Source organism: Nonomuraea basaltis, from assembly GCF_005893125.1.
In the GTDB taxonomy this organism is placed as follows: domain Bacteria; phylum Actinomycetota; class Actinomycetes; order Streptosporangiales; family Streptosporangiaceae; genus Nonomuraea; species Nonomuraea basaltis.
Genome location: NZ_VCJS01000058.1, coordinates 13,420 through 25,076 on the forward strand (window position 1 = coordinate 13,420; position 11,657 = coordinate 25,076).

Annotated in this window: 14 protein-coding genes and 1 pseudogene; 7 read left to right on the top strand and 8 right to left on the bottom strand. The window is 73.1% G+C overall.

Going from position 1 to position 11,657, the window contains the following annotated elements:
- Position 1 precedes the first annotated feature (1 nt).
- Positions 2 to 883 (bottom strand): HpcH/HpaI aldolase/citrate lyase family protein, encoded by an 882-nt coding sequence (locus EJK15_RS26250; protein WP_138713132.1) that lies wholly within the window; start codon positions 881 to 883, stop codon positions 2 to 4.
- Entirely contained in the window at positions 880 to 2,067 is a 1,188-nt protein-coding gene (locus EJK15_RS26255; RefSeq protein WP_138713133.1) for a CaiB/BaiF CoA transferase family protein, read from the bottom strand. The genes EJK15_RS26250 and EJK15_RS26255 overlap by 4 nt, the downstream gene beginning before the upstream one ends.
- A gap of 67 nt (positions 2,068 to 2,134) precedes the next feature.
- Here EJK15_RS26255 and EJK15_RS26260 point away from each other — a divergent pair, with 67 nt between their 5' ends.
- Positions 2,135 to 2,788 (top strand): GntR family transcriptional regulator, encoded by a 654-nt coding sequence (locus tag EJK15_RS26260; RefSeq protein ID WP_240777215.1) that lies wholly within the window; start codon positions 2,135 to 2,137, stop codon positions 2,786 to 2,788.
- Positions 2,789 to 2,872: 84 nt separating this feature from the next.
- Here the strand turns inward: EJK15_RS26260 and EJK15_RS26265 are convergent, their stop codons facing one another.
- Positions 2,873 to 3,691: a Scr1 family TA system antitoxin-like transcriptional regulator gene (locus tag EJK15_RS26265; RefSeq protein ID WP_171074542.1), complete on the bottom strand. Its 819-nt coding sequence runs from the start codon at positions 3,689 to 3,691 to the stop codon at positions 2,873 to 2,875.
- Positions 3,692 to 3,838: 147 nt separating this feature from the next.
- Here EJK15_RS26265 and EJK15_RS26270 point away from each other — a divergent pair, with 147 nt between their 5' ends.
- The gene (locus EJK15_RS26270; protein ID WP_138713135.1) at positions 3,839 to 4,564 is read left to right on the top strand and encodes a hypothetical protein; all 726 of its coding nucleotides are present in this window, start codon (positions 3,839 to 3,841) and stop codon (positions 4,562 to 4,564) included.
- Positions 4,565 to 4,583: 19 nt separating this feature from the next.
- Positions 4,584 to 5,267 carry an HAD family hydrolase gene (locus tag EJK15_RS26275; protein ID WP_138713136.1) on the top strand — a complete coding sequence of 228 codons (684 nt, stop codon included), beginning with the start codon at positions 4,584 to 4,586 and terminating at the stop codon, positions 5,265 to 5,267.
- Between the two features lie 58 nt (positions 5,268 to 5,325).
- On the opposite strand, the gene EJK15_RS26280 is transcribed toward EJK15_RS26275, so the two are convergent.
- Entirely contained in the window at positions 5,326 to 6,111 is a 786-nt protein-coding gene (locus EJK15_RS26280; protein ID WP_420847088.1) for an inositol monophosphatase family protein, read from the bottom strand.
- 98 nt (positions 6,112 to 6,209) lie between these two features.
- Between EJK15_RS26280 and EJK15_RS26285 the strand changes: the two genes are divergently transcribed.
- Complete coding sequence (locus EJK15_RS26285) at positions 6,210 to 6,950, top strand: GntR family transcriptional regulator (protein ID WP_138713138.1); 741 nt, start codon at positions 6,210 to 6,212, stop codon at positions 6,948 to 6,950.
- Between the two features lie 5 nt (positions 6,951 to 6,955).
- Here the strand turns inward: EJK15_RS26285 and EJK15_RS26290 are convergent, their stop codons facing one another.
- Positions 6,956 to 7,945, bottom strand: a complete 990-nt coding sequence (locus EJK15_RS26290; RefSeq protein WP_138713139.1) for an aldo/keto reductase — start codon at positions 7,943 to 7,945, stop codon at positions 6,956 to 6,958.
- Positions 7,946 to 7,986: 41 nt separating this feature from the next.
- Positions 7,987 to 8,505, bottom strand: a complete 519-nt coding sequence (locus tag EJK15_RS26295) for a P-loop NTPase family protein (RefSeq protein ID WP_206061119.1) — start codon at positions 8,503 to 8,505, stop codon at positions 7,987 to 7,989.
- Positions 8,506 to 8,775: 270 nt separating this feature from the next.
- On the opposite strand from EJK15_RS26295, the gene EJK15_RS26300 reads away from it, so the two are divergent.
- The gene (locus tag EJK15_RS26300) at positions 8,776 to 9,135 is read left to right on the top strand and encodes a hypothetical protein (RefSeq protein ID WP_171074543.1); all 360 of its coding nucleotides are present in this window, start codon (positions 8,776 to 8,778) and stop codon (positions 9,133 to 9,135) included.
- Positions 9,136 to 9,266: 131 nt separating this feature from the next.
- Here EJK15_RS26300 and EJK15_RS74810 read toward each other — a convergent pair whose 3' ends face one another.
- The gene (locus EJK15_RS74810; RefSeq protein WP_240777216.1) at positions 9,267 to 9,536 is read right to left on the bottom strand and encodes a hypothetical protein; all 270 of its coding nucleotides are present in this window, start codon (positions 9,534 to 9,536) and stop codon (positions 9,267 to 9,269) included.
- On the opposite strand from EJK15_RS74810, the pseudogene EJK15_RS74815 reads away from it, so the two are divergent.
- Positions 9,505 to 9,708, top strand: a pseudogene (locus tag EJK15_RS74815) (aminopeptidase P N-terminal domain-containing protein); the annotation flags it as partial. The gene EJK15_RS74810 and the pseudogene EJK15_RS74815 overlap by 32 nt on opposite strands.
- Before the next feature lie 173 nt (positions 9,709 to 9,881).
- On the top strand, positions 9,882 to 10,688 hold the full coding sequence (locus EJK15_RS74820) for a M24 family metallopeptidase (RefSeq protein WP_240777217.1): 807 nt from the start codon (positions 9,882 to 9,884) through the stop codon (positions 10,686 to 10,688).
- 64 nt (positions 10,689 to 10,752) lie between these two features.
- On the opposite strand, the gene EJK15_RS26310 is transcribed toward EJK15_RS74820, so the two are convergent.
- Positions 10,753 to 11,595 carry an ACT domain-containing protein gene (locus EJK15_RS26310; RefSeq protein WP_138713141.1) on the bottom strand — a complete coding sequence of 281 codons (843 nt, stop codon included), beginning with the start codon at positions 11,593 to 11,595 and terminating at the stop codon, positions 10,753 to 10,755.
- Between the last annotated feature and the right edge of the window lie 62 nt (positions 11,596 to 11,657).

Below are 11,657 nucleotides of genomic sequence, written 5' to 3' on the forward strand. Positions count from 1 at the left end.
TTCAGCGGGCCGCGGTCCGGCCCTCCGGGGGCTCATCGCCGGCGAGCCGCCGGGCCAGGGCCACGGTGCGGCGGGCTCTGGCGACGATCGGAGCGTCCACGAAACGGCCGTCGGGCAAGGCGACCGCACCGGTCCCGGACCGTCCTGCGCGTTCCGCCGCCTCGACGATCTCGGCGGCCCTGGCCGTCTCCTCTTCGGTGGGGCGGAAGGCCCGGCGGATCGCGAGGATCTGGCGGGGGTGGAGGGCGGTCCTGCCGAACAGCCCGAGCGCGCGGCCGGCCCGGCAGGAGGCGATGAGCCCGGCCTCGTCCTTGATGTCCGGGTAGACGGACATGGGCACCGGCGGCAGGCCCGCCGCGGCCGCGGCGAGAACGACCTGCAGCCTGAGGTGGTTCATGGCGGCCTCGTCGGTGATGGACAGCTCGGCGGCCAGATCCTGCTCGCCGAGCGCGACGCCGGCGACGCGCGGGTGGGCGGCGATGGCCTGCGCGTTCACGATCCCGGCCGCCGACTCCAGCACCGCGTAGGCGGGCGCGCCGGTGACCACGTCGAGCACGGCGGGCGAGCCGACTTTGGGCAGCCGCACGGCGTCGGCGAGCTCACCGACGGCGGTCAGGTCGTCCAGCCCGCGCGGGGTCGACAGGTCGTTCACTCGGACGTGCACCTGCACCGCACCACCGTCCGGGCGATCGCCGGACCCACCGTCCGCCTCCTGGCGGGCGCGCAGATAGGCCACGGCGTTGGCGCGGGCCTCGTCCTTGCGTACCGGCGCGACCGCGTCCTCCAGGTCGATGATGACCACGTCCGCCCCGGACGCGACGGCCTTGCCGAACCGCTCGGGCCGGTCGCCCGGGACGTACAGCCAGGTGACAGGCGCGTTCATGCGATCACCCCGGCCTCGCGCAGCGCGGCGATCCGTTCTCCGGCGTAGTCGAGTTCGGCGAGCACCTCGTCGGTGTCCCTGCCGAGCGGCCGCCCCGGCCAGCGGATCTCGCCGGGCGTGTCGGACAGGCGGAAGAAGACGTTCTGCATGGCGACCGAGCCGAGCTCCTCGTCGGGCAGCTCGACGAACGAGCCGAGCGCCGCGTACTGCGGGTCCGCGGCGATGTCGGTCACGTCGTAGACGGGCGCGACCGCGGCCTGGATCTCCTCGAAGCGGGCGACGACCTCCGCCGCGTCCCGCTCGGCGATCCAGGAGGCGACGGCCTCGTCCAGCTCGTCCACGTGCTGGACCCGGCCGTGCCCGCTGGCGAACCACGGCTGCTCGACCAGGTCGGGCCGCCCGACGAGGGTGACGACGCGCTCGGCGATGGGCTGGGCGCTGGTGGAGATCGCCAGCCACCGGCCGTCACGGGTGCGGTACGTGTTGCGCGGCGCGTTGCTGCTGGAGCGGTTCCCCGTCCGTTGCGGCACGACCCCGAGGGCCTTGAACGCGGTCATCTGCGGCCCCAGCAGGCCCATGATCGGCTCGATGATCGCCATGTCGATCACCTGGCCACGCCCCGTACGCTCGCGGGCGTGCAGCGCCACCATGATCGCGTACGACATGGCCAGGCCCGCGATGCCGTCGGCGAGCGCCAGCGGCGGGAGTGTGGGCGGCCCGTCGGGCTGCCCGGTCATGGCCGCGAACCCGCTCATGGCCTCGGCCAGCGTCCCGAACCCCGGCTGCTTCGCCATCGGCCCGGTCTGCCCGAACCCGGTCATCCGCGCCACGATGAGCCGCGGATTCAGCGCCAGCAGGTCTCCGGGGGCCAGGTTCCAGCGTTCCAGGGTGCCGGGGCGGAAGTTCTCGATCAGCACGTCGGACCGCTCGGCCAGGCGGCGCAGGATCTCCTGGCCCTCGGACCGCGACAGGTCGACGGCCGCGGAGCGCTTGTTGCGCGACAGCGTCTTCCACCACAACCCCACCCCGTCCACGGAGGCGCCGTGGCCGCGGGAGGGGTCGCCGCGCCGGGGATGCTCGATCTTGATCACGTCGGCGCCGAAGTCGCCCAGCATCATCGCGGCGGAGGGGCCGGCGAACAGCGTCGCCGCGTCGATGACCCGCAGGTCGGCGAGGCTCGTCATGGGTATGTAACTTATAAGAAATATGTCATAGGTCAATACACATCCGTTCTGCGAGACACTTGGGGACATGTCAGGCATCGAGCCGCGGCCGCCCATGAGCAAGGCCGAGTACGTCTACAGCGTGCTGCTGGACGACATCCGCTCCGCGCGGATCCCCGGCGGCACGGCGTTGCGGGCCGGGGAGGTGGCCAAACGGCTCGGGGTGTCGGTCACGCCGGTGCGCGAGGCCCTGCGCAGGCTGGAGAAGGACCGGCTGATCAGCTACGAGGCGCACCACGGGGCGACCGTGGTGGATCTGGGCGAGGAGGCGCTGGCGGAGTACTACGGCCTGCGCGCGGTCGTCGAAGGGCTGGGCGCGCGCCTGGCGGCGGCCCGGATCACCCAGCCGGAGCTGGCCGCGCTGCGCGAGCTGCACGCGGCGATGGCCGACGACGCCGCGCACGGCAGGAACGACCGGCTCGGCGAGCAGAGCATGGGGTTCCACCTGCGGATCGTGGACATCGGCGGGCCCGCCTTCCTGGGGGCGCACGCCAGGTCCGTGCGCAACAGCGTCCCGGTGCCCGCCGAGGCGTCGCTCTGGCTGGACGAGACGCAGGTCAAGGCCCAGCTCGAGGCGCACGAGGGCATCCTGGCAGCACTGGAGGCCGGCGACGGCGACACCGCCGAGCGCATCATGATCGGCCACGTGCGGCAAGCCGGCGACTACCGCTCACACCACTGACCATCCGCCACGCCACGCACCGCCGACCGACCGGCAGGCCGCGCAGGACCGGCTGGTCGTCACGCAGCGCGGCGCGCCGGCCCGTCACCCGGCCGCGCGGATCCCGTCCAGCACGTCCGGCGTCGCGTCCACCGGATACGCCGTCAGCGACAGCCGCGCGAACGCCTGCTGGTGCTCCTCCACCCGCCGCCGATCCTCCACGATGACCGGGGCGTGCAGCAGGTGCAGCACCAGCACGTCGGCCCGGCCCCCGCCGGGGAAGCGCAGCAGCGTGAACGGCGGCCCCTGGTAGAGGTGCCCGGACTCAGCGGCCGGCCGGGTGATCTGCACGGCGACGTGCGGCTGCTTGGCGGCCAGCGCGAGCGCGTCGAGCTGGGCGAGCCGGTCCCCCGGCCCGGCCAGCGGCGGGTCGAGCAGCGCCGCCCGGTCCAGCACCGCCCACAGGTGCGGGCCCCGATGCCGGTCGAGCACCTGCTGCCGGCGCGCCACCAGGTCCGCGGCGCAGCCGACCCGGGCGGGCATGGCGCCGGGCGGCAGCGCGGCGCGTACCGCGGACTCGGCATAGGCGCGGGTCTGCAGCAGCGGCGGCACGTGCCCCGGGCCGTACGTGTAGATCACCTGCGCCTGGTCCTCCAGCTCCAGGAACTCCGACAGCCCCAGCGGCACCCCCGGGGCGTCCCACCAGCCGGGCACGCGCTCCTCGCGCAGCAGCGACAGCAGCCGCGGCGCGTGCTCGCCCTCGCCGTACAGCTCCAGCAGGATCCGTACGGTCGACTCGCGCGGGGCCACGAGCCCGTGCTCGATGCGGAAGATCGTGGACGTGTTGAGCCCGGCCGCCTGCGCCGCGGCCTTCATCGACAGCCCGCACCCCGCCCGCAGGGCCGCGAGACGGACCGCCACCACGCTCAACTGCATACGTACGTCACGGGCATCTATGACAAAAATCAGCGTTTACACCTGGTCTATTGCAACAGAGTGACGGGTGATGCACGATGGCCACTCTAGTGGTCTGACACGTAATGCATACGCCAATCCGAAAGGGCAGAGACTGTGGCGGACGCGTGGATCCTGCATCCCGACTACCGGACACCTCCGGTCCCCACAGACCCAGGCATCGCCCCCGGCCCATGGCGGCACCCCGAGTGCGGCCAGGTCATGAACGGCACCTACGAGCGCTTCCTCCCCGAGCGGCAGGTCGAGGTCGTGACCATCTGGTACGGCTACGCGCTCAGCCACTGGCACGGCCCGCGCATGCCCCGTTTCAGCAGCCCCCTGGTGTCGGCCTGGAACCCGGTGCTGTCCCAAGGGCTGACCCTCGATCCGGCCGCTCCCGTACCGTACCGCGACGAGCTGTGGTGCGACCGGTGGATCGCCGAGGCGCTGCTGTACGGGCGCAAGCCGTACGGGGCGTTCACGCTGCCGGTCGAGGGCGCGCTGCGCTGGTTCGCCAAGAGCGGCGGCACCGGGCTGGTGTACCACGCGCAGCCGGTCGGGGAGCTGATCCGGGTGGTGGCGGGCACGACGGAGCAGTACGCGCTGCTGTTCGACCTGGACGCGCTGATCGCCGACTACCGGGACGCGCTGCCGCCCGAGCTGGCCGAGCCGGAGGTGGCGGCGCTGGAGGCGCACCGCGGCCACTCCCCCGCGCTGCACTACATCCTGACCGACAACGCCGAGGCCCGCTTCGCCCAGGTCCCGCTGGCGGTACGCGGCCTCACCCTCGGCTATCCTCCCCGCGAGACCGCCGCCCGCATCGCCGCCGCGGCACTGTCGTGACCTCCGGGGGGCAACCGTCATGATCAAGGGAGTCCTGTTCGACCTGGACGGCACCCTGCTCGACCATCGGGCCGCCGCCGACGCCGCGATCACGGCCTGGCTGTCGGCGCACTGCCCCGGCCATCCGCGCCTGGCCGAGGTGCCCGGGCTCTGGGAGGGGCTGGAGGGACCGTACCTGGCGATGTGGCAGGCGGGCGAGTGCTCGGTGGACGAGCAGCGCCGCCGCCGGTTGCGCGCCCTCTGCCGGGAGCTGCTGGTGGAGGAGCCCGCGGACCTGGACGCGGCCTACGCCGGCTTCGCCGAGCGCTACCGCCGGGGCTGGGCCGCCTACCCGGACGCTTGTGAGGCGGTGGAGGCGCTGCCGGGTCTGGCGCTCGGGGTGCTGACCAACGGCACGCAGCGGATGCAGGAGGCGAAGGTCCGCGCGATCGGGCTGGACGGCACGCTGCGAACGGTGCTGACGGGCGAGGTGCTGGGCGGCCACTTCAAGCCGTCGCCGGCCGCCTACACCGGTGCGGCGGCCGCGCTGGGGCTGGCGCCGGAGGAGGTGCTGCTGGTGGGCGACGACGTGGCCAAGGACGTGACGGGACCGGCGGCGACCGGGATGCGCTCGGTCTGGCTCGACCGCCTCGGCCTCGAGCCGGCACCGCCCGGCTTCCCCCGGATCACGACGCTGACCGACCTGCCCCGCCTGCTCTCCTGACGCCGCCCGCTTCCTGCTCCGGTCACCCCGCCCGCCATCGGCCGGGATGGGCCCGCAGCTAACTTTCTTCGCGCGGCAACCGTCCGCTCACCTCGGCCAGCGCCGACCCGGCCAGGTCGAAGCCGCCGACGTGGGCCAGGTAGTCGCCCTTCACCAGGGGGTCGCCCAGGTAGACGCCGCCCGCCTGGCGGACCAGCAGCGCCCCCGCCGCCACGTCCCACGGGTGCGACGCGGTGCCGAACGCGGCGTCCGACCAGCCCGCGGCGACGTGGGCGAGGTTGAGCGCGGCGCTGCCCGGCCGCCGCACGGCGGAGAACGACTCCAGGAGGCGCCTGTAGCGCCGCAGCGCCGCCTCGCCCTCCGCGTCCAGGTCGAGCGGCGTGGGGTAGCTGCACAGGAGCATCGCCTCGCGGTCGGCGGCCGCGCCGCGGCTGCGGATCGGGGTGCCGTTGCACCAGGCGCCGCCGGTGGTGGCGGTGAACTCGTCGTCGCGTACCGGGTCGTACACCACGCCCGCCACCAGCTCGCCGCGGACGGCGGCGGCGATGGAGACGCAGAAGAACGGCAGCCCGGCGGCGAAGTTGGCGGTGCCGTCGATGGGGTCGACGTACCAGGTGAGGTCGCCGGAGCCGGTCGAGCCGCCCTCCTCGCCGACGATCGCGCTCCCCGGCACGCGCGCGTCGATCACCGCGCGGATGGTCTCCTCGGCGGCGCGGTCGTGCTCGGTGACGGGGTCGTGGAAGTCGCGCTTGGTGGCGACCTCGGGCCGGGATCTGAACGCTTTGCGGAGCCGGGGGCCGACGGATCTGGCCGCCTCGGTGGCGGTGTCGAGCAGCAGTGTCACATCCATATTCCTTCCAGCCTAGCGGCCCAGGTCACGGCCACGGAGGCATTTGTCGGAGGCATTTGTCAGGACATTCTGACCTCGGTAAGCTGATCGCCATGACCGCGAACCTGGCCATCGACCTGGATCGATCCAGTCCCGTGCCGCTCTATTTCCAGGTGGCCGAGCAGATCGCCGAGGCGATCCGGCGAGGTGACCTGGCGCCCGGCTCCCGGCTGGACAACGAGATCCTGCTGGCCGACAAGCTCGGGCTGTCCAGGCCGACGATCCGCCAGGCGATCCAGTATCTGGTGGACAAGGGGCTGCTGGTCCGCAAGCGCGGCGTCGGCACGCAGGTGGTGCACGGCCAGGTCAAGCGGTCGGTCGAGCTCACGAGCCTGTACGACGACCTGCGCAGGGCGGGCCAGGAGCCGGCCACCCAGGTCCTGGCCCTGGAGCCGCGGGCGGCCGAGGAGGAGACCGCTCGCATCCTGGGCGTGGAGACCGGCGCCGAGATCCTCTACGTGGAGCGCCTCCGGTTCGCGACCGGGGAGCCGCTGGCCCTGCTGCACAACTGGCTGCCGCTGAGCCTGGCCCCGCTGACCGCCGCCGACCTCGAGGGCCGCGGCCTGTACGAGCTGCTGCGAGGCGCGGGCGTGCGGATGCGGGTGGCGAACCAGCGCATCGGGGCGCGGGCGGCCACCCAGGCGGAGGCCCGGCTCCTGGAGGAGCGCCGCGGGGCGCCGCTGCTCACCATGATCCGCACCACGTACGACGACCAGGGCAGGGCGGTCGAGCACGGCTCGCACGTCTACCGCGCCTCGCTCTACTCCCTCGAGGTCACCCTCATCGAACGCTGACGTTCTCAGCGCTCGCTGTCGAGCATGGCCATCTGCGGGGCGGCGTACCTGTCGCCCGCGGCGGCGTCACGCGGCACGGCCGCCTCGATCCCGGCCAGTTCCCCGGCCGTGAGCCGTACGCCGAGCGCGTCCAGCGCCTCGGCGAGCCGCTCGCGCCGCCGCGCTCCGATGAGCGGGACGATGTCGTCGCCCTGGGCGAGCACCCAGGCGATGGCGAGCTGCGCGACCGTGATCCCCTTGGCGTCGGCGAGCGCCCGGAGCGCCTCGACCAGGGCCAGGTTGTGGGCGAGGTTGTCGCCGGAGAAGCGCGGGCTGTGGGCGCGGAAGTCACCGGCGGCCGGCTCCCGGTCCTTGGACCAGTGCCCGCTGAGCAGCCCCCGGGACAGCACCCCGTACGCGGTGATCCCGATGCCGAGCTCGCGGCAGGCGGGCAGGATGGCGCGCTCGATCCCCCGGGACAGCAGCGAGTATTCGAGCTGGACGTCGGCGATCGGGTGGACGGCGTGGGCCCGCCGGATGGTGTCGGCCCCGGCCTCGGACAGCCCGATGTGCCGGACGTGCCCCTTCTGGACCTCCTCGGCGATGGCCCCGATCGTCTCCTCGATCGGGACGTCCGGGTCCACCCGCGCGATCCGGTAGACGTCCACGTGGCCGGTGCCCAGCCGGCGCAACGTGTAGGCCAGCGACGTCTTGACGGCCGCCGGCCGCCCGTCGTAGCCGAGCCAGTTGCCGTCGTAGTCGCGCTGCGCCCCGAACTTCACGCTGATCCGCACGTCGTCACGCGATCGGCCCTGGAGCGCCTCGCGGATGAGCAGCTCGTTGTGGCCCATGCCGTAGAAGTCGCCGGTGTCGAGCAGCGTGATGCCCGCGTCGAGCGCTGCGTGGATGGTGGCGATGGACTCGGACGCGTCGGCCGGCCCGTAGAGGTCGGACATCCCCATGCAGCCCAGCCCCAGGTCGGACACGACCGGTCCGCCGTTTCCCAGAGTTCTCATACGGCCAGTATGTCGATTGGGCTGACAGATTTCAATTTTTGTCAGCTACCGGCCAGCCGGCCGGCGTCGGCGCGGGAGGCTACGCGAATGAAGGTCAGGTGCGCGTTCGCCGGGTCGGCGGCCGCGCGCCGGTAGCGGTCACGGTATTTCGCCTGCGCCTTCCAGGCGTACCGGATGATCGACTCGTCCCGGTCGAGCAGGAGGCGGAACGACTCCCTGTTGCCGTTCCACAGCTCGGCGCCGGTGGCCATCCGCCGCAGTGTCCTGGACACGAGCTGGCGCATCACGGCGTGCCGCGGCAGGTCGATCCAGACCACGGTGTCGGCGCGCGACCACACCAGGTCGCGTACGGCGGAGTAGTTGCCGTCGACCACCCACCCGCCGGCGGCCGTGAACCGCTCGACCTCCGCGCGGAACTCCTCCGGGGGCCGCGGCGTCCAGCCGGGCATGTGGAAGATCGAGTCGAGTTCGAGCCAGGGGACGCCCAGCCGCTCGGCCAGCCCGGCGGCGAGGGTCGATTTGCCGGAGCCCGAGTTCCCCACCACGGATACGCGTCGCACCTGCGCCACTGTAGTCAACGGCGCAGCACCGCGACGGCAGGGCGCCACGAGCGCCGTGGTCTCCCCGGCCACGGCCCGGGCGGTGAACCGGCGCGCCGGGGACGAGCACGGCCTGGCGCGCGTCGCCGCCGAAGCCGGCCTCCATCGTGCAACCGCCGGTCAAGCGGCGTGCAATGCGCCCCGCATAGAACTTCCCAGGAAGACGGGAAATGTCGCCGCCTGGGAGGCGGCGGAGAGAACTGGGGAACGACAGTGGGCGCGACAATTTGGATGACAGTGGCAATCATGGGCGGGACGACGCTGATCCTGGCGTGCGTGGGGCTGCCGTTCCTGATCAACGCGCGGAACGGGCAGCGATTGCTGGCCACGGGGATTCCCGCGCAGGCCATGGTGGAGTCGATGGCCGACACCGGCGTGACGGTCAACGGGCAGCCGATGGTGAGCTTCGTGCTCGGCGTGCGGGCGCAGGACGGGCAGGCGTACCGGGTCACGCACCGGCAGACGCTGCCGCGCATCCCGATGGGCGTGGTGGCGCCCGGCGTGACGGTCCCGATCAAGGTGGACCCGCAGCGGCGCGACCGGGTGCGCATCGACTGGGGATCGTGGCGGCCGGTGCCCAACGGCGCATGACGGTGGCAGGCCCGATCATCGGCCGTCCGGCGAGAGCCGGGCGGCCGATTTCGTCGTTGCGTTCTCTTAGGTGCACCCGCAACCTTGGCAACACACTTCCTGACATCTATGGTTCAGTGCAATGCCACACATTACTGGAGGATCGCGTCTTCGCCAGGCTGACCGGTCTGGTCCGCGACATGGGAGGAGAAAACACCGGTGAGTGACGGCAAGCTGCCCAAGCTGTCGGAGATCCCCGCGTTCACCGAGCACATCGCCCAGGGCTGGGACACCCCCGCCCGCACCCCCGACCTGGTGCCGGGCGCCGTCGAGGCCGCGGCCGCGCACCGGGCCAGGCTGGCCGCCGCGCTGCCCGGCCTGACCGTGGTCGTGGCGGCCGGCCAGGCGCCGGTCCGCAGCAACGACACCTCCTACGGCTTCCGCGTGGACAGCGACTTCTCCTGGCTGACCGGCTGCGCGGCGGAGAACGCCGTGGCCGTGGTCAGGGACGGCGACGCCACCCTGTACCTGCCGCCGCCCGCGCGCCCCGGCGAGCCGGGCTTCTTCTCCGACGCCATGTACGGCGAGCTGTGGGTGGGCCCGTCGCCGTCGCTCGCCGAGTGGTCGGCCGCGCTCGGGAGCGAGGTCCACCCGCTGCCGGCGTTCGCCGGCCCGCCCCCCGGCGCCCTGCTCGCGGGGCCGGGCTGGGAGGAGCCCTCCGAGGAGCTCGGGCGTACCCTGGCCGAACTCCGCATGATCAAGGACGAGTGGGAGATCGCCCAGCTCCGCGCCGCGTCGACCGCACGATCGAGGGCTTCGCCGCGGTGCTCTCCGAGGTCCCCACGGCGGTGGCGGGCGCGGGCGAGCGCTGGCTGCAGGGCACGTTCGACCGTTACGCCAGGACGTACGGCAACGGCCCCGGCTACGCCGCCATCGTCGGCAGCGGCCCGCACGCCCCCACCCTGCACTGGGAGCGCTGCGACGGCCCCGTGCGCCCCGGCGACCTGCTGCTGCTCGACATGGGCGTCGAGGTACGCAGCCACTACACCGCCGACGTCACCCGCACCTTCCCCGTGTCCGGGTCCTTCTCCCCCGTCCAGCGGCAGGTCCACGACCTGGTGGAGCGGGCGCACCGGGCGGGGCTCACCCAGGTCGCGCCGGGCCGCGCCTTCACCGATTTCCACCACGCCGCCATGGAGGTCATCGCGCGCGGCCTGGACGACTGGGGGCTGCTGCCGGTCTCGGTGGACGAGGCGCTGTCGGAGCGCGGCCAGCACCACCGCCGCTACCTGATCTGCGGCATCGGCCACCACCTGGGCCTGGACGTGCACGACTGCGCCCGCTCCAGCCCGGAGGCCTACCACGGCGCCCGGATGGCGCCCGCCATGGCGCTGACGGTCGAGCCGGGGCTGTACTTCCACGTCCACGACCGCACGGTGCCACCGGAGCTGCGCGGGATCGGCGTGCGGATCGAGGACGACCTGCTGGTCACGCCGACCGGCGCGGAGATCCTCTCCGCCGCCCTGCCCATCGACGCGACCGGGCTGGAGACCTGGACCAAAGAACGGATCTGACCGCCCCGCCCCGCCCCGGCTCTCAGCGATCACGCCGAGAGCCGGTGTCGCGGGGCGGCGGCGGTCAGCCCGTGCCCGTGTAGCGGGCCTGGCGGGCGGCGGCGGTCAGGGCGGCCGCCCGGGCCGCCTCGGTGGGCGTGAACGGCAGCTCGGGCCGCCTGATCAGCAGGGCGCGGTCCGGGTTCACGGAGATCACCATGGTGGTGTTGAGCTCGGCGCCCTCGTCCACGGTGTCGCCAGGCCGCCGCCACTCGACCTGCGAGACGCGCAGCAGCTCGGCCATCGCCTCGGGCAGCCGGTCGGGGTCCGCGCTGACCCGCTGCGCCAGGACCAGCGCCTGCACGCCCGGGTCGGTGAGGTCCTTGACCTGCGCGGGCACGATGACGACGTCGTGCCCGCCGGCCTCGGTCAGCGCCCCGGCCAGCACGCCGATCGTCAGGCCGGGCGGCGCCTCGATGACGAACTCGTCGAGTGCGTCGCAGCCGGCGGGCGTGATGGCGCTGCTGCCGGTCGGCGCGATGTGCAGCGCCAGGATGTTGCAGCCGAGGCGGCCGAACGCGCCGGCCACCGTCGCCAGGCGGCCGGGACGCTCCACCACCCGCATGCGGATGCGCCACAACGCCATGGGCGCCCCCGCTCCCCCGTCCACCGGGAGCGAGGCGCTCTTCTTGCGGAGGGGCCGGTGGACCATCCGCTTGTGGATCGCGGCTCCGGCGATCAACGCCGCGCCCAGCCCGACCAGCACGACGGGACCCGGGTCCGCGTGCCCGAGCAGCGTCGCGAGCAAGTGCGCCAGGCCCACCGCGAGGAACAGCGCGGCGAGCTCCACGATCTCCCGCCGCCACGAGCGCGCCTGCTTGGTGCCATGTCCGCTACGTAGGTCAATGACCTTAGGTGCATCGCTCATGCCACTCAGTCTGCGCACGGCTTGTTACATGATCACGGTCGGCGCGGTTGCGGCGGCATTAA

Coding starts and splice junctions, on each gene's coding strand:
- EJK15_RS26250 (WP_138713132.1), bottom strand. CDS start 883: ATGAACGCGCCTGTCACCTGGCTGTACGTCCCGGGCGACCGGCCCGAG.
- EJK15_RS26255 (WP_138713133.1), bottom strand. CDS start 2,067: ATGACGAGCCTCGCCGACCTGCGGGTCATCGACGCGGCGACGCTGTTC.
- EJK15_RS26260 (WP_240777215.1), top strand. CDS start 2,135: ATGTCAGGCATCGAGCCGCGGCCGCCCATGAGCAAGGCCGAGTACGTC.
- EJK15_RS26275 (WP_138713136.1), top strand. CDS start 4,584: ATGATCAAGGGAGTCCTGTTCGACCTGGACGGCACCCTGCTCGACCAT.
- EJK15_RS26285 (WP_138713138.1), top strand. CDS start 6,210: ATGACCGCGAACCTGGCCATCGACCTGGATCGATCCAGTCCCGTGCCG.
- EJK15_RS26290 (WP_138713139.1), bottom strand. CDS start 7,945: ATGAGAACTCTGGGAAACGGCGGACCGGTCGTGTCCGACCTGGGGCTG.
- EJK15_RS26300 (WP_171074543.1), top strand. CDS start 8,776: ATGACAGTGGCAATCATGGGCGGGACGACGCTGATCCTGGCGTGCGTG.
- EJK15_RS26310 (WP_138713141.1), bottom strand. CDS start 11,595: ATGAGCGATGCACCTAAGGTCATTGACCTACGTAGCGGACATGGCACC.